22 protein-coding genes and 1 rRNA gene are annotated in these 22,365 nt (G+C 34.5%); 21 read left to right on the forward strand and 2 right to left on the reverse strand.

All coding sequences use genetic code 11. The features are described 5' to 3' along the window. The first annotated feature begins 116 nt into the window (after positions 1-116). The 13 genes from yajC to HNR52_RS10260 all read left to right on the forward strand — a co-directional run bounded on the left by yajC (position 117) and on the right by HNR52_RS10260 (position 13,189). Complete coding sequence (yajC, locus tag HNR52_RS10200; RefSeq protein ID WP_013788198.1) at positions 117-401, forward strand: preprotein translocase subunit YajC; 285 nt, start codon at positions 117-119, stop codon at positions 399-401. Positions 402-498: 97 nt separating this feature from the next. Next, positions 499-891 carry a TIGR04086 family membrane protein gene (locus HNR52_RS10205; RefSeq protein WP_013788197.1) on the forward strand — a complete coding sequence of 131 codons (393 nt, stop codon included), beginning with the start codon at positions 499-501 and terminating at the stop codon, positions 889-891. Positions 892-944: 53 nt separating this feature from the next. Then, entirely contained in the window at positions 945-1,082 is a 138-nt protein-coding gene (gene scfA, locus HNR52_RS10210) for a six-cysteine ranthipeptide SCIFF (RefSeq protein ID WP_013298036.1), read from the forward strand. 62 nt (positions 1,083-1,144) lie between these two features. After that, positions 1,145-2,524 (forward strand): thioether cross-link-forming SCIFF peptide maturase, encoded by a 1,380-nt coding sequence (scfB, locus tag HNR52_RS10215; RefSeq protein ID WP_013788196.1) that lies wholly within the window; start codon positions 1,145-1,147, stop codon positions 2,522-2,524. Between the two features lie 82 nt (positions 2,525-2,606). Further along, a complete protein-coding gene (gene secD / locus HNR52_RS10220) occupies positions 2,607-3,842 on the forward strand; it encodes a protein translocase subunit SecD (RefSeq protein WP_013788195.1) in 1,236 nt (411 codons plus the stop codon). Positions 3,843-3,855: 13 nt separating this feature from the next. Beyond that, on the forward strand, positions 3,856-4,794 hold the full coding sequence (gene secF, locus HNR52_RS10225) for a protein translocase subunit SecF (RefSeq protein ID WP_435620539.1): 939 nt from the start codon (positions 3,856-3,858) through the stop codon (positions 4,792-4,794). Positions 4,795-4,808: 14 nt separating this feature from the next. Next, complete coding sequence (locus HNR52_RS10230) at positions 4,809-5,120, forward strand: phasin family protein (protein WP_013788193.1); 312 nt, start codon at positions 4,809-4,811, stop codon at positions 5,118-5,120. A 65-nt stretch (positions 5,121-5,185) separates the two neighbouring features. Continuing rightward, on the forward strand, positions 5,186-6,856 hold the full coding sequence (gene ubiB, locus HNR52_RS10235) for a 2-polyprenylphenol 6-hydroxylase (protein WP_013788192.1): 1,671 nt from the start codon (positions 5,186-5,188) through the stop codon (positions 6,854-6,856). Positions 6,857-6,882: 26 nt separating this feature from the next. Continuing rightward, positions 6,883-9,336 carry a single-stranded-DNA-specific exonuclease RecJ gene (recJ, locus tag HNR52_RS10240; RefSeq protein WP_435620540.1) on the forward strand — a complete coding sequence of 818 codons (2,454 nt, stop codon included), beginning with the start codon at positions 6,883-6,885 and terminating at the stop codon, positions 9,334-9,336. Beyond that, a complete protein-coding gene (locus HNR52_RS10245; RefSeq protein ID WP_013788190.1) occupies positions 9,333-9,854 on the forward strand; it encodes an adenine phosphoribosyltransferase in 522 nt (173 codons plus the stop codon). The genes recJ and HNR52_RS10245 overlap by 4 nt, the downstream gene beginning before the upstream one ends. 31 nt (positions 9,855-9,885) lie before the next feature. Next, positions 9,886-12,042 (forward strand): RelA/SpoT family protein, encoded by a 2,157-nt coding sequence (locus tag HNR52_RS10250; RefSeq protein ID WP_435620541.1) that lies wholly within the window; start codon positions 9,886-9,888, stop codon positions 12,040-12,042. A gap of 43 nt (positions 12,043-12,085) precedes the next feature. Further along, positions 12,086-12,535 (forward strand): D-aminoacyl-tRNA deacylase, encoded by a 450-nt coding sequence (gene dtd / locus HNR52_RS10255; RefSeq protein ID WP_435620542.1) that lies wholly within the window; start codon positions 12,086-12,088, stop codon positions 12,533-12,535. A gap of 12 nt (positions 12,536-12,547) precedes the next feature. Beyond that, the gene (locus HNR52_RS10260) at positions 12,548-13,189 is read left to right on the forward strand and encodes an MBL fold metallo-hydrolase (RefSeq protein WP_435620543.1); all 642 of its coding nucleotides are present in this window, start codon (positions 12,548-12,550) and stop codon (positions 13,187-13,189) included. On the opposite strand, the gene HNR52_RS10265 is transcribed toward HNR52_RS10260, so the two are convergent. Continuing rightward, positions 13,184-14,161, reverse strand: a complete 978-nt coding sequence (locus tag HNR52_RS10265; protein ID WP_435620544.1) for an AIR synthase family protein — start codon at positions 14,159-14,161, stop codon at positions 13,184-13,186. The genes HNR52_RS10260 and HNR52_RS10265 overlap by 6 nt on opposite strands. A 242-nt stretch (positions 14,162-14,403) precedes the next feature. Here HNR52_RS10265 and pyrR point away from each other — a divergent pair, with 242 nt between their 5' ends. The 7 genes from pyrR to pyrE all read left to right on the forward strand — a co-directional run bounded on the left by pyrR (position 14,404) and on the right by pyrE (position 20,581). Continuing rightward, positions 14,404-14,937 carry a bifunctional pyr operon transcriptional regulator/uracil phosphoribosyltransferase PyrR gene (gene pyrR / locus HNR52_RS10270; protein ID WP_013788185.1) on the forward strand — a complete coding sequence of 178 codons (534 nt, stop codon included), beginning with the start codon at positions 14,404-14,406 and terminating at the stop codon, positions 14,935-14,937. A 203-nt stretch (positions 14,938-15,140) separates the two neighbouring features. After that, positions 15,141-16,073 carry an aspartate carbamoyltransferase catalytic subunit gene (locus HNR52_RS10275; RefSeq protein ID WP_435620545.1) on the forward strand — a complete coding sequence of 311 codons (933 nt, stop codon included), beginning with the start codon at positions 15,141-15,143 and terminating at the stop codon, positions 16,071-16,073. After that, positions 16,057-17,352: a dihydroorotase gene (locus HNR52_RS10280; RefSeq protein ID WP_013788183.1), complete on the forward strand. Its 1,296-nt coding sequence runs from the start codon at positions 16,057-16,059 to the stop codon at positions 17,350-17,352. Before HNR52_RS10275 ends, HNR52_RS10280 begins: the two co-directional genes overlap by 17 nt. Positions 17,353-17,407: 55 nt before the next feature. Next, positions 17,408-18,328 carry an orotidine-5'-phosphate decarboxylase gene (pyrF, locus tag HNR52_RS10285; RefSeq protein WP_013788182.1) on the forward strand — a complete coding sequence of 307 codons (921 nt, stop codon included), beginning with the start codon at positions 17,408-17,410 and terminating at the stop codon, positions 18,326-18,328. An 8-nt stretch (positions 18,329-18,336) separates the two neighbouring features. Then, positions 18,337-19,068, forward strand: coding sequence for a dihydroorotate dehydrogenase electron transfer subunit (locus HNR52_RS10290; protein ID WP_013788181.1), 732 nt, complete (start codon positions 18,337-18,339; stop codon positions 19,066-19,068). Continuing rightward, on the forward strand, positions 19,065-19,970 hold the full coding sequence (locus HNR52_RS10295; protein WP_013788180.1) for a dihydroorotate dehydrogenase: 906 nt from the start codon (positions 19,065-19,067) through the stop codon (positions 19,968-19,970). The genes HNR52_RS10290 and HNR52_RS10295 overlap by 4 nt, the downstream gene beginning before the upstream one ends. 35 nt (positions 19,971-20,005) lie before the next feature. After that, the gene (gene pyrE / locus HNR52_RS10300; protein ID WP_435620546.1) at positions 20,006-20,581 is read left to right on the forward strand and encodes an orotate phosphoribosyltransferase; all 576 of its coding nucleotides are present in this window, start codon (positions 20,006-20,008) and stop codon (positions 20,579-20,581) included. 24 nt (positions 20,582-20,605) lie between these two features. Here the strand turns inward: pyrE and HNR52_RS10305 are convergent, their stop codons facing one another. Next, positions 20,606-21,781, reverse strand: a complete 1,176-nt coding sequence (locus tag HNR52_RS10305; protein WP_435620547.1) for a class I SAM-dependent rRNA methyltransferase — start codon at positions 21,779-21,781, stop codon at positions 20,606-20,608. 375 nt (positions 21,782-22,156) lie between these two features. On the opposite strand from HNR52_RS10305, the gene HNR52_RS10310 reads away from it, so the two are divergent. Next, a 16S ribosomal RNA gene (locus HNR52_RS10310) occupies positions 22,157-22,365 on the forward strand; the annotation flags it as partial.

A 22,365-nucleotide genomic window follows, 5' to 3' on the forward strand; every position in this document is an offset into this window, starting at 1 on the left:
AAAGGATTTCAGAATGAAATTTTGGGGGATAAATTTAAAATATGTCTCCTGAAATTCAGATATATCAGGCAACAGAAGTTGCCGAGAATATTCATAATTATACGAGGAGGAATAAAATGAACGCTCAAACGATTTATTTAATTGGCGAAATTGTAATTTTTATGGCAATTTTTTACTTTCTATTGATATTGCCACAGCAGAGAAGGGAAAAGAAAGAGAAAGCTATGATTGATGCATTAAAACCTGGTGACGAGATTCTTACAAAAAGCGGTATCTACGGCAAGATATTAAACATAAAAGACGATGCGATTACGATTGAAGTAGGCGCCGATAAAGTCAAATTAAAGATAGCCAAATGGTCTGTAGGAAAAGTATTAAGTTCACAAAGCGAAAACAAATAAAAAGATGCGGGAAACCGCATTTTTTTGCTTTAATAAGATGTAATATTGTCTTTTTTACAAGCATAAAATTTACTGATGAAAAAAGGGAGGTGCTTTAATGAAAAGCAAAACTCAAAATTACAACGACAGAATATTAAACATACCTGGTATAATAGTTGGATTGCTAATAAGCTATATAATTACGCTTCTATTTTTTATAATTTATGCGTTGGTATTGACATATACACCACTTTCAGAATTAACGCTTCCCACGCTTACAATGCTTATAACGATAATTGGCATAGTTTTATCTGGTGCTATAGCTGCCCGCAATACAAAAAGCAAAGGTTGGTTAAATGGTGGCTTAGCAGGTCTTCTCTATGTTCTCCTTATGCTGTTTTTAGGAGTTTATTTTGTAAAAGAAGCTGGAATAAATGCTGGAATAGCTTTAAAGCTTATTTGGGGAGTTATTTTGGGTGCTATAGGTGGCATGATAGGGATAAATCTATAGCTTTTATTGTCGTGAATTATATGTTATAATCAAAAGGAAGAGGAGGTATGAAAATGAGACATATTGTAACAATCAACAGAACATCATTGAAAGATAGCCTGAAAAAACCTGGCTGTGGAGAATGTCAGGCATCATGCCAATCTGCTTGCAAGACTTCGTGCACTGTTGCAAATCAGGAGTGCCAAAATTAATTTACATAGGCAAGTGGCAGTAATGATATGTTACTGCCACTTAAAATGTATAGGAGGTTAAGATGCATAGCATAATACATAAATTTAGACAATTAGGAATGAATATCGTATTAGATCCTGTTAGTGGAGCAATACATGTTGTGGATGATTTAACTTATGAATTGTTGGATTTATATTTAGATAATGACTTTGATATGATATGTGATTTATTAAAAGATAAATACGCTGAATCGGATATTAAAGAAGCGTACGATGAAATAGAGTCTCTCCGTCAAAAAGGTCTTCTTTATTCTGAAGATGTGTACAAGGATATAGAAGTAAGCAGAAAAGATTCTGTGATAAAAGCTATTTGCCTTAATGTGGCACATGATTGCAATTTAAGATGTAGTTACTGTTTTGCGTCAACTGGCGATTTTAAAGGTGGCAGGAAGTTGATGCCGTATGAAGTAGGCAAAAAAGCTATAGATTTTTTAATCAAAAATTCAGGAAACAGGAAGATCGTAGAAGTGGATTTTTTTGGAGGAGAACCGCTTTTAAACTTTGATGTTGTAAAAAAATTGGTTGATTATGGAAGAGAAGAAGCAAAAAAATATGGAAAGACTATTAAATACACTATAACTACGAATGGTGTATTATTAGATGAAGAGAAAGCCACATACATAAATGAGAATTTTTCTAATGTAGTGTTGAGTCTTGATGGCAGAAAAGAGATAAATGATGCTATGAGAAAAAGGATTGATGGCAGTGGTTCTTACGATGTGATTTTCCCCAAAATTAAAAACTTTGTTTTAAAAAGAGGCAATAAGGAACATTACGTTAGAGGAACCTTTACAGCTAAAAATCTTGATTTTTCCGAAGATGTACTGCATTTGGCCGATATGGGAATAAGGGAAATCTCAGTAGAACCTGTAGTGGAAAAAGAAGATACAGATTACACATTAAAGCAAGAACATTTAGAAAAGATTTTAAAAGAATATGACAAGCTTGCCGAAAAGTATGTAGAGAGAATGGAGGATGACAGACCTTTTTCATTCTATCATTTTAAAATAAGTTTGGATAACGGCCCTTGCATCAAAAAAAGGCTTCAGGGTTGTGGTGCCGGGTTTGAATATGCGGCTGTAACTCCTGATGGTGAAATATACCCATGTCATCAATTTGTAGGAAATGATTCTTTCAAATTAGGTAGTGTTTACACAGGAATTGAAAATAAAGAGCTACAAGAGGAATTCATGGAAAGCGATATATATAAGAGAGAAGAGTGTAGCAAATGTTGGGCGAGATTTTACTGCAGCGGTGGATGCTTTGCCAACAATTATAATATTAACGAGGACATAAATAAACCATATGAACTGTCTTGTGAGATGCAGAAAAAGAGATTTGAGTGTGCTATAGCAATTAAAGCTTATGAAATGTTAAAAGAAAATAATATTTATGAAAAATAGTAAGCTATGGCAATTTGATAATTGACCGTTTACAATAAAAGTAATATAATAAAACGTAGCGAACAAAAGAAAGGGGATAATGATGAAATCGAGAGGATTGGCAAAATTTTTATCAGTAATCGTGCTTGCCATAATAGTAGCGTATGTTGCTTTTTATGGTGTAAATGCCGGAAATTATTCGATTAAGCCAGTTCAAGACAGTATAAGGCTGGGACTTGACTTAAGAGGTGGTGTCTACGTCTTGGAACAGGCACAAGGGAATGTTTCTCAAGATGCTATGACAAGGGCGATTTCAATAATAAGAAACAGAGTAGATGCTTTAGGCGTATCACAACCGCTTATAGTTCAACAAGGATCCAATAGGATAAGAATAGAGATTCCAGGTGTTAACGATCCTGATCAAGTTATTTCTTACTTAGGACAGACAGCACAGCTTAAATTTGTAGGGCCTGATGGCAAAGTTATATTGACAGGTGCGGATGTTAAAGACTCAAAAGCAGTTTATCAAACGACTCAGACCGGTGTACAGGAGCCAGTTGTTACACTTGATTTAAACAGCAAAGGTGCGAAAGCTTTTGCAGATGCGACAGCAAAGTTTGTAGGCAAGCAAATAGCAATAGTCCTTGACGATAAGACCATATCTGCGCCAGTAGTACAAGAGCAGATTCCTGATGGCAAAGCGGTTATAAATGGGATGAAGGACTTTGATGAAGCAAAAAATCTGGCCAACCTTATAAGAGGTGGGGCACTTCCAGTGACGCTGAAACAGGTTGAATACAGCTCTGTTGGTGCTACATTAGGACCAAGTGCATTAAAAGCAAGTGAAGAAGCAGGTATGTATGGACTCTTAATAGTTTTATTGTTTATGATAGCTTTCTATAGACTGCCTGGATTGATAGCAGATATAGCTCTTGGAATATACATTGTAATAAACTTTATAGTATACGCATTGTTGCATGTCACATTGGATTTGCCTGGTATTGCTGGTATGCTTTTGTCAATAGGTATGGCAGTTGATGCCAATATAATCATTTTTGAGAGAATGAAAGAAGAGATGAGAGCAGGAAAATCCATAAGAGCTTCCTTAGACGCCGGATTTAGAAAAGCATTTGTGGCTGTATTTGATTCAAACATAACAACCCTTATTGCTGCATTTGTCTTGTTCTTCATGGGAGCAGGAACGGTAAAAGGATTTGCATTGACGCTTATAATCGGTGTTATCTCAAGTATGTTTACTGCAATAACTGTTTCAAGGTTCTTACTTAAGTCGATTGTTGAAACAGAATTCACTAAGAATATCAGAGTATACGGTGCATAAGGAGGCGAATATAATGAGATGGAATAATATAAAGTGGAACATAGATGTAATTGGAAAGACGAAAGTGTGGTTTACAATATCAGGCATAATAATACTTGCAGGACTTATTGCTTTATTTACGATGGGATTAAATTGGGGACTTGACTTTACTGGAGGTACTGTAGTTGAATTTAATATGCATAAGCCTGTGACGATTGCCATGAATAATGAAATTACAAGTATTTTAAAAAGCAATGGTGTTAAAGATTCGCAGGTAAAAGCTATTGGTCCCAATAACACGTATGTTTCAATAACGACTCCAAGCCTTGACGATAAGACGAGGACTGCCGTTATAAATGCTATAGAATCTAAGTATAAACTTACTGTTAAAGACCTTGTATCGTCACAGAATGTCAGTGCATCCATAGGTAAAGAGATGCAGTTTGGAACGATTTTAGCATCTGCCGTAGCTGCACTTCTTATACTTATTTACATTGGCTTCAGGTTTAATTTCGAGATGGGTGCTGCGGCTGTCTTAGCTTTGATACACGATATTTTAATAATGATTTCTGCTTATGCACTGCTTAGAATTGTTGTAGATACTCCATTCGTTGCTGCTATACTTACGGTTTTTGGTTATTCTATCAATGATACGATTGTTATTTTTGACAGAATTAGGGACAATATAAAATTGATGAGAAAGGCAAGCTATAAAGAGATAGCAAATGTCAGCGTAAATGAGACGATGACCCGGTCGATAAATACTGTCATGACAGTTTTGCTGATGCTTATACTTATGTACTTCTTTGGACCTGCATCTATAAAGAGTTTTGCTTTGCCTCTTTTAGTTGGTATTACTAGCGGTGCATATTCATCAATATTTATTGCTAGTCCGCTTTGGGTTATATTTAAGGATAAAGAAGGAAAAAATAGAGTAGGAAACAAGGTAGGAAATAAACCTCAAAAAGCATGATAGGAGGTGATAGCATGCTTAAAGAGATGTTTCTTGCAGGGCTTGGTGCTGTTTCTTTGACAAAAGATAAGATAGAGGAGATCGCTCAAGAGCTTGTAAAGCGTGGCGAACTTACTGCAGAAGACAAAAACAATTTCATAAATAGTGCATTGAATTCTGTAAATAAACAGAAGCAAGTCATTAAAGAAAAGGCTTATGAGAATATTCAGCAAATGGCTAAGGAAGCAAATTTAGTGACGAGAGAAGAATACGATCTTTTGTTGGCGCGGATAGCTGAACTGGAAAGCAAATTAGATCAGCTTATTCAGAACAATCAGAATATGTAAATTTCTTAATTAGTGGCATAATACTTTTAAGTATGTTGCCGCTATATTTTTATTGAGGTGTGGAAATGAATCTGTTCAGTATTTTTTCAACGAGAAGGTATATAAAAAGGTATAGGGAAATACTAAAAATACTCACAAAAAATGGATTTGGTTTTATAAGCGAAGTATTGTCAAAGAAAAAGAGCATACCGTTTGTTTATATACGGAAGAATGATTTACCGATTGCTTTATCTGAAAGGATTCGAATTACTTTAGAGGAGTTAGGGCCTACATTTGTGAAGATGGGGCAGTTATTAAGCACAAGACCTGATTTGCTTCCACATGATGTGATTAATGAGTTATCAAAGCTTCAAGATGATGTTCCGCCTGTAGAGTTTGATACAATGCGCCAAATCGTTGAAGATGAATTGGGAGATAAAATTTCTAATTTATTCTTGACTTTTGATAAAGAGCCAATAGCGTCTGCATCCATTGGGCAAGTGTACAGAGCAATAACGAGGGAAGGAAATGACGTCGTAGTTAAAGTCCAAAGGCCAGGCGTATATGAGAAAATAACAGCGGATATTATCATCTTAAAGACAATTGCAAAGATATTGAATGAACGACTCACTGATTCACCCGTTGATTTTTTGGATGTGGTAAACGAGTTGTCAGAGTCACTTCTAAATGAATTAGACTATACTTTGGAAGGCAATAACGCAGACAAGTTTAGAGAAAACTTTATTAATGAGCCGTATGTCTACATACCAAAAATATATTGGGAATACACGACAAAAAAAGTTTTAACAATGGAGTACATTGACGGAATCAGCGTTAAAAACAAGGAAAAATTGCGTGATAGTGGATTTGATTTAAAGAGGATAGCATACAACGGTGCTATGTCTATATTCATGCAGATATTCGTCTATGGATTTTTTCATGGCGATCCCCATCCAGGCAATATCCTCATAAGAAGAGATGGAAAGCTGTCATACATAGATTTTGGCATTGTAGGATATATAGACAGGTCTAACCGGGAAATGATAGTAGAACTTTTTAAGGCTTTTGTCGACAATGATACAGATGAAGTTGTTTCGATTTTAACAGATATGGATGCCATAAGAGATGGCGTAAATATAAGGCATTTGAAGTACGATCTTAGCGGGATCATCAGCTATTTTTACAATACTCCTCTTAAAAATATAAATATCAATGATTCTGCTAAAAAGATAACTTCAATCATCTACAAGTACAAATTGATCATGCCTGCAGAGTTTACGCTGTTACTAAAATCATTGGCGACCATTGAAGGAGTTGGAAAAGAATTAGACCCTGACTTCAGCATATCTGATATTGCTAAAGATTTTGTAAAAAAGATATACATAAACAATTTCAATTTTGCCAAAACGCTGAGTGAAAATGCAAAAGACCTCCATAAGATATACGTTCATTTAAAGAAGTTTCCATCAAAGCTTCAGGGGATAATTTCAAAGATATTAAAAGACAATGTAAGAGTAAAATTGGACATTGAAGAGACTGAAAAGATGAAGTACGACCTTAATTCAATGATAAATAAAATGATCATAAGCATTATAGCTGCGTCGCTTATAATAGGTTCATCACTTATAATGTCTCTAAATGGTGGGTACAAAGTATATGGTTACAATGCAGTGGGCTTAGTTGGCTACTTAATATCGTTTATATTATGTATGGCGATTGTCTATTACATACTTTTTATAGAAAAAAAGCGAAAATAATGTGTTTTGTGAGGTGACGGAATGAGATGGTCTACAACTGGGTATCAAAAAAGGCTAAAAATGATAAACTTGTTGATGAAATTGCAAATAAGTTTAATTTAAAAACTTATGTCGCACAGACAATTGTCAATAGAGGATATGATGATTTGAAAAAAGTTTATGAATATTTAAACCCAACATTAAACGCGCTTAATAATCCTTATTTATTGGAAGGAATAGAAAAAGCGGTTTCAATCATAAAATATCATATCGGATTAAATGACAAAATAGCGATATATGGTGATTACGATGTGGATGGTATAACCAGCACTTCAATTTTATATATTGCATTAAAAAGGCTTGGTGCAAATGTAGATTTTTACATACCAGATCGCCTCTTGGAAGGTTATGGAATAAACATGGATGCTGTTAAAATATTGTGCGATTCCGGAACAAAGCTTATTATAACTGTTGATTGCGGGATAGCGTCATTAAAGGAAGTACAGTATGCACGAAAACTGGGCCTTGATGTTATTATTACAGACCATCATCAAGTTCCGGATATACTGCCAGAAGCTAATTGTATCGTAAATCCACATATTAAAGATTGTGCATATCCATATAGAGAATTAGCAGGTGTTGGAGTTGCTTTTAAGCTTTGTTTGGCACTATTAGGGGATGAAGCATTGGAATTTCTTGATGTAGTAGCTTTAGGAACGGTAGCAGATATAGTACCGCTTACTGGAGAGAATCGTGTGATAGTAAAAGAAGGATTAAAGATGATGAGAAATACAAAAAACAAAGGATTAAGGGCTTTGATAAATTCTGCCGGCCTTAATAAAAGAGATATAGATACGTACCATGTTGGATTCATATTGGCTCCCAGGTTAAATGCTGCAGGAAGATTAGAAAGTGCCGTATTGTGTGTGAATTTGTTAGTAACAGATGATCCTATAGAAGCTGACAGAATAGCGGCTTATTTAAATAGCGAGAATGCGAAAAGACAAGAAATAGAGAAAAAGATATTAGAGGAAGCTATTATGCAAGTTGAAAATAATGTGGACTTAGAAAAAGAAAAGTTTATTGTTCTTTATAGCGAAAATTGGCATCCGGGTGTAATTGGGATAGTTTCTTCAAGGATAACAGAAAGATATCATAGACCCTCCATTTTAATAAGTGTCAGTGGTGGTTTTGGCAAGGGTTCAGGAAGAAGTATAAAAGGATTTAATATATACGAGGCAATAAAATATGCTGGTGACTGTTTGATTAACTTTGGTGGGCATGAAATGGCTGCAGGCTTGACTATAGATAGCAGTCAAATAGATGATTTTAGATTTAAACTCAATGAATATGCTAAGACGAAATTAACTGCTTTTGATATGATGCCGATAATCGAGATAGAAACTTCTATTGATGATGTATTGGATTGTGATGGAGCAAATCAAGTAAGTTTGTTAGAGCCTTTTGGCAGTGGAAATCCTGTGCCAATGTATGCGATTAAAAATTTGGTTGTAAAACAAATTTCTCTCTTTGGAGATAACAAACACATTCGAATAATGGTTGAGAAAAATGATGTTATGTACAATGTCGTTTTATTCAATAGAGCTTGCGAATTTGATAAGATTAGCACAGGAGCGGTTTTAGATATTGCAGGTTTTGTCAAAGTAAACGAGTGGAATGGAGAGAAAAAGCTTGAGATAATAGCAAAAGATATTTTAGTGAAAGAGAAAAATGTATTATTTTTCAGAAATTTATACAATACTTTAATGAGCTTTAACGATGATTTTCAAGGATTAGAAAGCTATAATTTTATTGATATGCGAAATATCGATGATAAAAGATCTTATGTTTTAAAATTGTTTAAAAGTGATGATAGTACAGCAGTCATAATAAACACCCGATATCATATAAAAGAGCTTATTAATTATCTCAATGCTTGCAACTATTGTAATTTTAAGTTAAGCAATAAAATTGTCGATGCAAAGAATGCAGTTTTGTGGTGCATTAATGCTGATGAAATTATGCATTTGCCTTCTAAGTTTAAAAATATAGTTTTTTACGATATACCATTCGATTCAAAAATGTTTTATAATATATTAGCAAACAGCAGAGAAAGTATTGTACACCTTTTGTTTGGAAAGGAAGACTTAAAAAGCAGTTTAAATGATATCTACAATATTGTACCCAGAAGGAGTGATTTTGCTAAAATATTTGTAAGCATGAAAGAAAATTCAGATACGTTGATATTAAAAGATCAAATTTACGATTATTTTAATTTGAATTCCATAAAGTCAATGATATGTTTAAAAATTCTTAAAGACAATGGATTGATTAATATAGAAGAAAGTGATAATATTTTTGTGTTAAGGAGAAATTGTGTCGATTCAAAAGTGAATATTAAAGATCACCAGCTATTACAAAAACTGTATATGGCGGAAAAAAGTTTTATAAAATTTGCTTTTCAAATATTGAAAAAGAATGTTAAGGAGGAAACAGCATGACGTTAGAAGATGTTAAATCACTTATAAGGGAGATACCGGATTTTCCGAAAGAAGGAATTGGTTTTAAAGACATAACACCTGTTTTAAAGGATAAAGATGCGTTTGTGTTTTCAATAGACATGTTAGCTGATGCCGTAAAAGATAGAAATGCTGATTTGATTGCAGGTCCAGAGGCCAGAGGCTTTTTGTTTGGAGCACCATTGGCATATAAAATGGGATTGGGATTTGTGCCTGTTAGGAAACCTGGGAAGTTACCTGCTGAAACAGTCAATTATCAATACGAGCTTGAGTACGGTGTGGATTCATTGGAGATACACAAAGACGCTATTAGCAAAGGGCAGAGAGTTATTATTGTCGATGATTTATTGGCAACTGGCGGTACAATATATGCTGCAGCGAAGTTAATTGAAGAATTGGGCGGTATTGTCGATTGTATATTGTTCTTGACAGAATTGACTTTTTTAAATGGACGTAAAAAGTTAGAAGGTTATGATGTCATTTCATTGATAAAGTTTTAAAATGTCGGTTTTAAAAAGGTGATCATTAATAATGATTGAAAAAATTATTGAGAGAGTAAAAAAATACGATCAATCTGAAGATGATATTAATTTAATATTAAAAGCTTATAATTATGCGTTAAAAGCTCATGAAGGACAATACAGAAATTCAGGAGAACCGTATATTGTCCACCCTGTAGAAGTTGCAATGATTCTTGCTGATCTGGAACTTGATGTATCTACTATTGCCAGTGGACTTCTTCATGATGTAATAGAAGATACATCTATTTCTTATGAAGATATAAAAAATGAATTTGGGCAGGAAATTGCTGATTTAGTAGACGGCGTGATAAAGCTTGGCATGATAGAGTACAAATCGAAAGTAGAGCAGCAGGCTGAAAATATGCGAAAAATGCTCATTGCAATGGCTAAAGATATACGAGTTATAATGATAAAGCTCGCTGATCGCCTTCACAATATGCGTACTCTTAAATTTTTGAGCGAAGAGAAGCAAAAGGAGAAAGCACAAGAAACATTGGAAATATACGCTCCTATTGCCCATAGATTAGGTATGTCAATGATAAAGTGGGAGCTGGAGGATTTATCATTGAGATACCTTCATCCTGATGAATATTATAGTCTCGTTGAAAAGGTTGCAAAGAAGCGGAAAGAGAGAGAAGAATCCATAAAAGAACTCATTGAAAAGTTAAAAGAAAAATTGAATGAAATCGGAATAAAAGCTGATGTTGATGGAAGACCTAAACATTTTTACAGTATTTATAAAAAAATGAAGCAGCAAAACAAGACTTTTGAGCAGATTTATGATTTAATGGCTGTCAGAGTAATTGTCAATACTGTAAAAGATTGTTATGGGACATTAGGCGTTGTTCATACACTGTGGAAGCCTATGCCTGGCAGATTTAAAGATTATATTGCTATGCCAAAGCCAAATATGTACCAGTCTCTTCACACTACTGTAATTGGGCCGAAAGGTGAACCATTTGAAATACAAATTCGAACTTGGGACATGCACAGGACAGCAGAATACGGAATTGCAGCTCACTGGAAGTATAAAGAGGGTAAATCTTACGAAGATGAGTTTGACGCTAAGCTTTCCTGGTTGCGGCAGCTTTTGGAGTGGCAAAGAGAGTTAAAAGATGCTAAGGAATTCATGGAGACCTTAAAAATAGATCTGTTTACAGATGAGGTTTACGTTTTTACTCCTAAAGGTGATGTCATAAGTCTACCGGCTGGTTCTACGCCTATTGACTTTGCATATAGCATTCATACCGAAATAGGTCACAGATTAAATGGCGCTAAAGTAAATGGAAAGATTGTTCCAATAGATTATGAGCTTAAAAATGGTGATATAGTTGAGATTCTCACGACAACCAATGCTGACAGAGGTCCCAGCAGAGACTGGCTTCAGATTGTAAAAAGTTCACAAGCTAAAAATAAAATACGGCAGTGGTTCAAAAAGGAAAAGAGAGAAGAAAATATTGAGCGGGGACAAGAAATATTTTACAGAGAGTTAAAAAGACAAGGGATACAACAATCCCAATTAAAAAGCGACATAATGGAATCTGTGCTAAAAAAGTTAAATATGCATTCTGAAGAAGATCTATATGCGACAATTGGATTTGGTGGGCTTGCATTAAATCAGATAATACCGCGCATAAAAGAAGAGTTAAAGCAAGTAGAAAGTGAGTCCAAAAGGCATATTCCTACCGTATCAGAAACAAAGAAAAAGCAAAAGATTGGTGGAATGGGTGTCATTGTAAAAGGCGAAGACAATGTCATGGTTAGATTTTCGAAATGCTGTTCTCCTGTCCCGGGTGATGAAATAGTAGACTATGTTACCAAAGGCCGTGGAGTTTCAATACACAGAAAGGATTGTCCGAATATAAAAGATTATGTTTACGATAAAAATAGAATTATAGAAGTTGAATGGGATCAGGGCAAAAACATTGCGTATCAAGCAGATATTCAAATTATGGCTATTGATAGGTATGGATTACTGACGGATGTTACCAGTATATTAGCTGACATAAAAATCTCTGTAAGAGCCGTAAATGCACGGACAACAAGGGACAATATTGCGATAATTAATTTGACGTTAGAGATTACATCGAAAGAGCAGCTTGAAAAAATTATGAATAAATTAAAAGCTCTTGATGGTGTGACTGATGTATACAGAATAAGTGCATGAAATTTAGTCAGGACAAAAAATGCAGCATTGGAGGTATTAAAACATGAGGGCTGTTGTTCAAAGAGTTTTGCAAGGAAATGTCACAGTTGAAGACAATATAGTAGGAGAAATTAACAAAGGACTTGTAGTCTTGGTGGGTGTTTCAAATGATGATGGCTTGGAGGACGTAGAATATATATCCGATAAAATCGCCAATTTGAGGATTTTTGATGACGAAGAAGGTAGGATGAACCTTTCTATCGTTGATGTTAACGGCGAAATCTTATTAGTGTCACAGTTTACGCTTCTTGGAGATGCAAGAAAAGGTAGAAGACCTAATTATATGAATGCTGCCAAATCAGAAAAAGCACTGTACCTTTTTGATACATTGTGTAATAAATTGAATGAAACAGGACTTCCTGTTAAAACAGGAAAATTTGGTGCTATGATGCGGGTTTCTTTGATAAATGATGGACCAGTAACGATACTTTTAGATTCAAAAAGGATTTTTTAAGGTGAGTGCGATATGAGAAACGATTTAGATATTAAAAAATTTTCAGTAGGGCGTTTTCAAGCTAACTGTTATATAGTATCTGCAAAAGGTAGTCATGAATGTATAATGGTAGATGCTGGCGATTTTGTACCTGAAGTGAAAGATTATTTGATAGATAATGATTTTAGATTGAAGTATATTTTGATAACTCATGGGCATTTTGATCATATTGGGGGTATCGATTACTTTAGAGACAAATTTGGAGCAAAAGTTTGCATTGGTACCGATGATGCAGAAATGCTTAAAAACCCGGCGATGAATTTGTCTGAGTTTGGCTTTGGAAAAATCATATCAAAAGATGCTGATATTTTGTTAAGAGATGGTGACACTTTATCATTTGGAGAAGGCATTTTTATAACAACTATTCATACCCCTGGACATACACCTGGTGGAGTATGTTACAAAATCGATGATGCCTGTTTTACTGGAGATACGCTTTTTAAGGAATCTATAGGCAGAACTGACTTTCCAGGTGGTGATTTCAATGAAATCATAAATTCAATAAAAAATAAATTGTTCATGCTACCTGATACGACTTTAGTTTTTCCAGGGCATGGTGATATCACCACAATTAAGGACGAAAAGCTTAAAAACCCATTTGTACGCTTTTCATAAAATATTATATATCTCATCGGAAGTCGGCGGATTTATTTCTATTTTTTTATTGCCATCTATAAGATATTTTCCGCTTTTTGTAATCTTACCGACTATTGTTGCATCGATATTTTGCTTTTTCAATTCATCTACTATTTTTTTACCATTTGATGACGTAATAATCATCGAGCCACTTGAGATAAGCTTAAATGGATCTAAGTTAAAGTAATCGCAGATAATTTTAGTCTCATTCCTTACAGGAATTAAATCACTGAAAATTTCAATTCCCATATTTGATGCTTCTGCGATTTCAAAGGCTGCGCCTAATATCCCGCCTTCGGTAATATCATGCATACAATTTACACCACATTCAGCTGCAATTAAACCTTCTTTTACTACACTTAAATCTGTAATAAAGCTTTTCGCGCTGTCTAAAACCGATTCAGAAATATGATTTGATAGCTTTTCATAGTAATCGTTGACCACTATGAAGGTTCCTTCAATACCTACTGATTTGGTAACTATTACGTCATCATTTAATTTAGCACCGCTTGTTTTAATGAATTTGTCTTTGCTACATACACCGATAGCAGTAGTCGATATTACTGGTTTATTTACGGAAGATGTGACTTCGCTATGACCGCCAAGAACTTCAATGTTAAGCTCTTTGGCTCCTCTATCTATTTCCTGCACGATTTTGTTCAATGATTCTTCATCAGAACCTATTGGCAGCAAAATGGTTTCAAGTACGCCTATGGGTTTTGCACCACATGATGCAATGTCATTGCATGAAATAATTACAGATAAGTATCCGCTTAAGTTATTTGAGGCAGTTATGGGATCTGTAGACAAAACAGCCGCATACTGGCCAAATTCAATAACGCTACAATCTTCTCCTATACCTGCATGTACAGCTACTTCGTTTCGCTTTACGCCTAAGTTGGTGTATATGAGTTTTGATAAAATGTCTGTTGGAACTTTTCCTTCTTTCATAGTAAGCACATCCTTTGAAAATTTTTGTATATATCTATATTAGCATAAATAATTTTTATGTTCCACATCAAAGATTGCAGTAAAACAATCTAAAAACCTATAGACAAATATAAAATATTGTGATATCATATTAGAAAAGAGATATTATGCATCCTTTAACTGGTCCTGTGAGGCTGGCAAGGAGTTAAAAAAGATGTTGACTTCTTGCTTTATCAAGAAGTTTTTTTATGGAGGTATAAGATTTGAATTATAAAGCTGAGATAATGGACGAAAAAGCAATTGACAGAGCTTTAATTCGAATTTCACATGAGATTGTAGAAAAGAATAAAGGCATTGAAGACATTGTATTAGTTGGCATAATGCGTAGAGGTGTGCCTCTTGCAAATAGACTTGCCAAGTATATTGAACGCATCGAAGGTGTAAGACCTCCTATAGGTTCACTGGATATTACTTTATATAGAGATGATTTAACTACGAAATTAGAGCAGCCAATCGTCAAAAAAAAGGACATAGGAGTAAATGTAGTTGGGAAAATTGTTGTTTTAGTAGATGATGTAATATATACAGGAAGGACTGTAAGAGCTGCTATGGATGCTGTCATAGATTTAGGGAGACCTAAGTCAATACAGTTGGCAGAACTCATTGATAGAGGACACAGGGAACTTCCCATACGACCTGATTATGTCGGAAAAAATGTGCCTACATCAAAGAGCGAAATTGTAAGTGTCATGCTTGAGGAAATTGATAATGCAAATAAAGTTGTAATAATAGAATAACAACCTTTAAATTAGTCCAGCGAGACTGATAAGGGAGAATTGCGATTCTCCCACTTTAGACAGAAAGGGATATTTTTTATGGTTATTTTAGAATTCATAACATTCAAAAAATATTCAAAAATCTTATATTTAAGAGCAGAGCCATTTTAAAATGTAAAAATGGTTGCTGCTCTATTTTTTAATAAAAAGAAAGGATGGTTTAAATGATAGGAAAAGACGTGTTAGGAATAAGGGAAATGACAAAAGAAGATCTTTTAGAGATACTGGATACAGCAGGAGAAATGAAGAAAATCTTGGTTGGTAATAAAAATTCAGATATTTTGAGAGGCAAGACAATTGTTACGATATTTTTTGAGCCAAGCACAAGGACAAGATTGTCATTTGAAATGGCAGCAAAATACCTTGGAGCTCATTTTGGAAACATAGAAACCAAGACAAGCAGCGTTGTAAAAGGTGAATCTCTTATTGATACAGTAAGAACGGTAGAAAAGATGAAAGCAGATGTAATTGTAGTGCGCCATAATATGTCTGGTGCTCCGCATCTTATGGCAAAATATCTTGATGCATCAGTAATAAATGCAGGTGACGGTCTTAATGAACATCCTACACAGGCTTTGTTGGATTTAATGACAATAAGAGAAAAAAAGGGATTCTTTGACAGCTTAAAAGTAGTCATAGTTGGAGATATAGTCCATTCGAGAGTTGCAAGGTCTAATGTATGGGGATTGCAAAAGTTAGGAGCCGAAGTTAGATTGGTGGGTCCTGCTACATTGTTGCCAAAGACTTTTGAAAAGCTTGGAGCAAAAGTCTATTACGACATAGACAAAGCTATTGATGGAGTCGATGTAGTCATGGGACTTAGAATTCAATTAGAAAGGCAGAAAAATGGTTTGTTTCCATCAAAAGATGAGTTTTCAAAGTATTTTGGCATAACAGAGGAAAGAATGAAACTTGCCAAGAAAGATGCAATACTGATGCATCCTGGACCTATCAATAGAAATGTAGAACTTACATCGAAAGCAGCTAATGCCACATATTCGGTTATTGAGGAACAAGTTACAAATGGTGTAGCTGTAAGAATGGCATTATTAAAAATATTATGTGAAAGGAGAAAATCAAATGAAATTAGTTATTAAAGATGGGATATTAATAGATGGAGAGGGATTTAATGAAAAAGCAGATATCTTAATAGAGAATGGAAAGATAAAAGGGATAGATAAAAGAATATCGCTGAATGATGCAATTTCAATTGATGCAAAAGGGAAACATGTATTTCCGGGATTTATTGATATGCACACACATTTGAGGCAGCCTGGTTTTGAAGAAAAGGAAACGATAAAAACAGGTACACATGCTGCTGTTGCTGGTGGTTATACAACTGTTGCATGTATGCCAAATACAAACCCTGTCATAGACAATGAAGTAGTTGTGGAATATATAAAAAGTATCGCTGAAAGAGAAGGGTATTGTAAAGTAATTCCGATAGGTGCCATGACTAAAGGTATGTTGGGTGAAGAAATTTCAGAGATGGCAAAATTGAAGGATGTGGGCGTGGTAGCTTTATCTGATGATGGATTTCCAATAATGAATTCGGGGCTTATGAAGAGGATAATGACTTATGGAAGTATGTACGATTTGCTCATGATAACTCATTGCGAAGATAAAATGTTAAGCGGTGAAGGTGTGATGAATAATGGGATAATTTCAACAAAAATTGGCTTAAGAGGAATACCACATGAAGCGGAAGAGGTAATGCTTGCACGAAATATTATTTTGGCAAAATCTACTGGAGCAAGACTTCATGTAGCACATGTATCAACAAAGGACAGTGTTGAATTGATAAGGAGAGCTAAGGCAGATGGAGTAAATATAACAGCAGAGGTAACGCCGCACAATCTATGCCTTACTGAAGATATAGTTGATGGTTTTGACACGAATACAAAGGCTTATCCTCCATTAAGGACAAGGGAAGACGTGAATGCGCTTATAGAAGGGTTAAAAGATGGTACAATAGATGTAATTGCGACAGATCATGCACCGCATACGAAAGATGATAAAAAAGTTCCTTATGAAATAGCGGCTTTTGGCATATCAGGAATCGAAATCGCTTTTTCTGTAGTGTACACGTATCTTGTTAAAAATGGATTGATTGCGATAGACGATTTAGTAAAGCATATGTCGACAGAACCTTCAAAACTTTTAAAATTAACCCATGGTTTTAAGATAGGCAATGATGCAGATATTACAATAATAGATTTAGCAAAAGAGTTTACAGTCGATGCGGACAATTTTAAATCAAAAGGTAAAAATTCACCATTTAATGGGCAAAAATTGTACGGCATGGTGGAATATACGATTGTAAATGGAGAAATAAAATTTAAAAATGATGGCAATTATCAAATAAGTAATGTATAATATATATAGAATAATTATACATGTATATGAATAAATATTTATAAGAGGTGTTAACATGTTTTCGGATAATTTGATACATGCAATAAAATTCAAGAATAATCCTACAGTTGTCGGTTTAGATCCAAGGATTGAAAACATTCCAGAATTCATAAAGAAAGCGGCCTTTAATAAATACGGGAACAATACAAAAGGAATATCTGAAGCGATTTATTATTTTAATAAAGGCATTGTTGATGCTGTATTTGATGTAGTGCCAGCGGTAAAGATTCAGATCGCTTTTTACGAAATATATGGGGCAGATGGGATAGAAGCTTTTTATAAAACTGCTGAATATGCCAAAGAAAAAGGGCTTATAGTTATAGCAGATGTAAAAAGAGGAGATATAGCAGATGTAGCAGAAATGTATTCAAAAGCATATTTGCAAAATCCATCTATCGATGCAATTACAATCAATCCGTACATGGGGGAAGATACCATAACGCCATATATACGAGATGTATTAGAATACGACAAAGGGCTATTTATCCTTGTGAAAACTTCTAATGCTGGTTCTGGAACGATTCAAAATTTAAAAACTGTCAGTGGTACTGTATATGAAAATGTGGCTTACATGGTTGACAAGATTTCAAAACTAGCCGAAGGTAGCTTAGGATATAGTTCTATAGGTGCGGTTGTTGGAGCTACGTATAAAGAAGAAGCCAAAATACTGAGAAAAATAATGCCATCTGCTATCTTTTTAGTGCCTGGATATGGAGCACAGGGTGCTACTGCAGAAGATGTCATTAATTGCTTTGATGAAAACAACTTAGGTGCCATTGTCAACTCATCGAGAAAAGTCATCTTCGCCTATAAAAGTCAATATTGGAAAGATGTTTATTCTGAATATGAATTTGCTCAAGCTGCACGTGCTGAAGTTCTTTTGATGATGGGAATGATTAATAATGCGTTTTTAAAAAGAAGATATATTGCGTGTTGAGGTGAAATATGGAATACGTTGTTAGAGAAAATAAAGAAATTAGCAATGGAATATATAGACTTAGGTTAGAATTTGATGATATTCCTGCGCCAGGGCAATTTATCATGATAAATTGTGGAGGCAATACATTATTAAAGAGGCCATTTAGTATATGTGATCATGATGGGAATGAAATTGCAATTGTTTATCGGATAAAAGGAAAAGGCACTTACAATCTTTCAAAAGTAAAGGCTTTAGACACATTAGAAGTAACTGGTCCCCATGGTCACGGATTCGATATATTTGATAAATTCAACAATATTCTTATCGTTGGTGGTGGCATAGGGATACCACCACTGTTGTTTCTTTCAAAGAAATTAAAAAATAAAAATCTAAAGATTGCTCTTGGTTTTAAAAGCGATGCATTTCTCGTGGATGAATTTCAAAAGTATGGCGATGTTGTTATTGCGACTGAAGACGGGAACACTGGCATTAAGGGGTATGTTACCGATTTAATTGAAAGTGAAATAAAAGATATTGATATAGTTTATGGATGTGGTCCAATGCAAATGCTTAAATCTGTAAAAGACATGGCTGAAAAGTACGATGTGCCTTGTCAAATCTCTATTGAAGAACATATGGGTTGTGGGATTGGTGCATGTATGGTATGTGCCTGCAAAACAAAAACAGATTCTGGATTTCAATATAAAAAAGTCTGTAAGGATGGTCCTGTATTTTGGGCAAGGGAGGTAGTATTTTGAATCTGAAAGTCAGTATAGGGAATCTTGAACTTAAAAATCCAGTTCTTGTGGCATCTGGTACGTTCGGTTTTGGAAAAGAGTATTCACATTATATCGATTTAGATAATTTAGGAGGAATAATGGTAAAAGGTCTTACAGTGTATCCAAAAGAAGGAAATCCTCCGCCGCGTATATATGAAACGCCATCAGGAATTTTAAATAGTGTTGGACTGCAAAATCCAGGTGTCGATGCTTTCATAAAAGACGAATTACCATTTTTAAATAGATTTAATACTAAAGTAATCGCAAATATAGCAGGAGAAACAATAGAAGAATTCGTATTATTAGCCCAAAAACTTAATATAGACGGTGTAGATGCTTTAGAGATCAATGTTTCATGCCCAAATGTAAAAGAAGGGGGTATGTCATTTGGAATAGATCCCAACAGTGTACATGAGATAACTAAAAAAGTAAAGGAAGTATCAAATAAAACAGTCATTGTAAAATTGACTCCAAATGTAACTGATATAAAGATTTATGCTAAAGCAGCAGAAGACGGTGGTGCTGATGCAATTTCTCTTATAAATACAGTTACTGGAATGGCCATAGATATAAACACAAGGCGACCTGTTTTTAAGAATGTGTTTGCAGGTTTATCAGGACCAGCTATAAAACCCATAGCGCTTAAAAATGTGTATGAAGCTAAAAGAGCTGTATCAATCCCTGTGATAGGTATGGGAGGAATTTCGTCTGCAGAAGATGCTTTAGAATTCATGATAACAGGGGCTACTGCTGTAGCTATTGGAACTTATAATTTTATCAATCCTGCTGGTTCAATAGACATCTTGGAAGGAATAAAAAAATATATGTTAAGAAATAGCATAGTTGATGTAAACCAATTGATAAATTCTATTAACGTATAATCATTATGGTAAACAAAAAAGAAAGGAAAATTAAAATGGATAGAGAAAAGGTACTTGAAATATTAAGCGATTTAAAAGTATTGAATAAAGGACATTTTTTATTGACTTCTGGTAGGCATAGCGACACATACCTCCAATGTGCTAAGATTTTTCAGTATCCTAATTACAGTGAATTATTTTCAAAAGAAATAGCGAGAAAATTTATTAAAGAAAAAATAGATGTAGTAATTGGGCCTGCCATTGGTGGCATTATATTTGCGTATGAAGTTGCAAGGCAATTGGGTGCAAAAGCCATCTTTGCTGAAAGAGAAGATGGGGTGATGAAAATAAGAAGAGGATTTGAGATAAATGAAGGTGATAATGTACTCGCAGTAGAAGATGTTGTCACAACAGGTGGCTCTGTAAAAGAAGTCATTGAACTTGTAAAAAGTTATAATGCAAATATTGTTGGTGTTGCAAGCATCGTCGACAGAAGCAATGGAAATGCCAACTTTGGAGTTAAATTTGAATCTATAATATCAATTGATGCAGTGTCGTATGAAAGTGAAAAATGCCCACTATGCGAAAAGGGACTGCCTATATACAAACCTGGAAGCAGAAAGTTTAAATAAGAAGCATAGAGCTTCTTATTTAAACTAAAACACTTGCAGTATCAAACACTTTAGGTATTCAGTTTCACTGGATGACAACAGTATAGGATGATCTTTTGACTGTGTTCTTTTTTCTATTAGCCGTGTATTCTTTCGTGTGTCGTGTGCGGCTTCTTTAATTATGTTTAGAAACACATCGGGACTTATGTGCTGCGAGCAAGAACAAGTAATGAGGAAACCACCTTTTTTCAAGATTTTCATTGCTCTTAAATTTATTTCTTTATATCCTCTTATGGCATCTTTTACTGTCTCTTTACTTTTAGTAAAGGCAGGTGGGTCGAGTATTACAACGTCAAATTTTTTGTTTTCTTCATCGTATTTTTTTAACAAATCAAATGCATTCTCACATGTAAAGCGACACCTATCCAGGTATCCGTTTAGAGCTGCGTTCTTTTTAGCCATATCTAATGCTGCTTCTGATATATCTACGGTTTCAACGCTTTTAGCACCGTAATGCAATGCATGTACTGAAAAAGAGCCTGTATGGCTAAAGCAATCTAAAACATCGGCATCTTTTACGTACTTTTTTATTGCGGCTCTATTTTCTTTTTGGTCTAAAAAATAACCAGTTTTTTGACCGTTTTCTATGTCAACCCAAAGCTTAACGCCGTTTTCTTCAAATTGTTGAATTGTATCGAAATTGCCATATAAAAATCCTTTTGTTTCAGGTAATCCTTCCAGCATTCGCACAGACACATCATTTCTTTCATATATACCCTTGGGATTTAATAATTCAACGAGTATGTTTACTATTAAGCCTTTGTACCTTTCCATACCAAGTGAAAGTGTTTGAATAACTAAATAATTTCCAAATTTGTCCACAATAAGAGCTGGTAAAAAATCAGCTTCTCCAAAAATTACCCTACATGAATTCAAATTATCCATAACTTTTTTTCTATATTCCCATGCTCTTAGAATTCTCTTTTTAAAAAAATCCTCATTTATGAGCTCATCTTTTTCATGTGTGAGAATTCTTACAGTTATCATAGATTTAAGATTTATGTATCCTCGCCCGATGAAGTTTTTTTTATGATCATAGACATCAACAATTCCACCAGGCTCATAATCGCCTTCTATGTGATCTATTTCTGTTTTGTATATCCATGGATGACCACTTAATATTCTTCTCAAATTTTCGTTTCTGAGAATTACATCTGTCATAATAACACTCCTAATTTAAAAATTCGTTTAAATAATTTATATCATATAGGCAGAGATGATTCAATACGATTGCCTTTTTGTCAAAAAAATATATTCAGTAATAAATGATAGAAAAAAAGAGCATAATAAAGATATATATGTATAATTGCTTGTAAATATACTATATTGATAAATTTCATGTTTGAATTAGAATTTCAAACGTGGTATATTAACATACGTCGCTCCTGCGAGGAGCGAAAGGAAGACACCACAAAATACCAAATAGAAAGCAGTTGACAGAGAGAAGATAATGTGGTAAGATAGACGATGTCGCGATAAGCGGCGAGGGAAATGAACCTTGAAAACCGAACAGTGAGATATGCGAGCAAAGGATATAAACATGAGAGTTTGATCCTGGCTCAGGACGAACGCTGGCGGCGTGCCTAACACATGCAAGTCGAGCGATCCGGCACTCAACTAAGCGCTTACAGAAAAAAAGACAGCAAAGAAAAAAGAAAGCAGAAAAAGATAGAAATAAGAGTAAACGCGGAGTTGAGTGCCGGATAGCGGCGGACGGGTGAGTAACGCGTGGACAATCTACCCTG

The sequence above is a fragment of the Thermoanaerobacterium thermosulfurigenes genome (assembly GCF_051201035.1).
Classification (GTDB): Bacteria; Bacillota; Thermoanaerobacteria; order Thermoanaerobacterales; family Thermoanaerobacteraceae; genus Thermoanaerobacterium; species Thermoanaerobacterium thermosulfurigenes.

Excerpts from the sequence above, each read along its gene's own strand:
- yajC (WP_013788198.1), top strand. The coding sequence starts at position 117 with ATGAACGCTCAAACGATTTATTTAATTGGCGAAATTGTAATTTTTATG.
- HNR52_RS10205 (WP_013788197.1), top strand. The coding sequence starts at position 499 with ATGAAAAGCAAAACTCAAAATTACAACGACAGAATATTAAACATACCT.
- scfA (WP_013298036.1), top strand. The coding sequence starts at position 945 with ATGAGACATATTGTAACAATCAACAGAACATCATTGAAAGATAGCCTG.
- scfB (WP_013788196.1), top strand. The coding sequence starts at position 1,145 with ATGCATAGCATAATACATAAATTTAGACAATTAGGAATGAATATCGTA.
- secD (WP_013788195.1), top strand. The coding sequence starts at position 2,607 with ATGAAATCGAGAGGATTGGCAAAATTTTTATCAGTAATCGTGCTTGCC.
- secF (WP_435620539.1), top strand. The coding sequence starts at position 3,856 with ATGAGATGGAATAATATAAAGTGGAACATAGATGTAATTGGAAAGACG.
- HNR52_RS10230 (WP_013788193.1), top strand. The coding sequence starts at position 4,809 with ATGCTTAAAGAGATGTTTCTTGCAGGGCTTGGTGCTGTTTCTTTGACA.
- ubiB (WP_013788192.1), top strand. The coding sequence starts at position 5,186 with ATGAATCTGTTCAGTATTTTTTCAACGAGAAGGTATATAAAAAGGTAT.
- recJ (WP_435620540.1), top strand. The coding sequence starts at position 6,883 with ATGGTCTACAACTGGGTATCAAAAAAGGCTAAAAATGATAAACTTGTT.
- HNR52_RS10245 (WP_013788190.1), top strand. The coding sequence starts at position 9,333 with ATGACGTTAGAAGATGTTAAATCACTTATAAGGGAGATACCGGATTTT.
- HNR52_RS10250 (WP_435620541.1), top strand. The coding sequence starts at position 9,886 with ATGATTGAAAAAATTATTGAGAGAGTAAAAAAATACGATCAATCTGAA.
- dtd (WP_435620542.1), top strand. The coding sequence starts at position 12,086 with ATGAGGGCTGTTGTTCAAAGAGTTTTGCAAGGAAATGTCACAGTTGAA.
- HNR52_RS10260 (WP_435620543.1), top strand. The coding sequence starts at position 12,548 with ATGAGAAACGATTTAGATATTAAAAAATTTTCAGTAGGGCGTTTTCAA.
- HNR52_RS10265 (WP_435620544.1), bottom strand. The coding sequence starts at position 14,161 with ATGAAAGAAGGAAAAGTTCCAACAGACATTTTATCAAAACTCATATAC.
- HNR52_RS10275 (WP_435620545.1), top strand. The coding sequence starts at position 15,141 with ATGATAGGAAAAGACGTGTTAGGAATAAGGGAAATGACAAAAGAAGAT.
- HNR52_RS10280 (WP_013788183.1), top strand. The coding sequence starts at position 16,057 with ATGAAATTAGTTATTAAAGATGGGATATTAATAGATGGAGAGGGATTT.
- pyrF (WP_013788182.1), top strand. The coding sequence starts at position 17,408 with ATGTTTTCGGATAATTTGATACATGCAATAAAATTCAAGAATAATCCT.
- HNR52_RS10290 (WP_013788181.1), top strand. The coding sequence starts at position 18,337 with ATGGAATACGTTGTTAGAGAAAATAAAGAAATTAGCAATGGAATATAT.
- pyrE (WP_435620546.1), top strand. The coding sequence starts at position 20,006 with ATGGATAGAGAAAAGGTACTTGAAATATTAAGCGATTTAAAAGTATTG.
- HNR52_RS10305 (WP_435620547.1), bottom strand. The coding sequence starts at position 21,781 with ATGACAGATGTAATTCTCAGAAACGAAAATTTGAGAAGAATATTAAGT.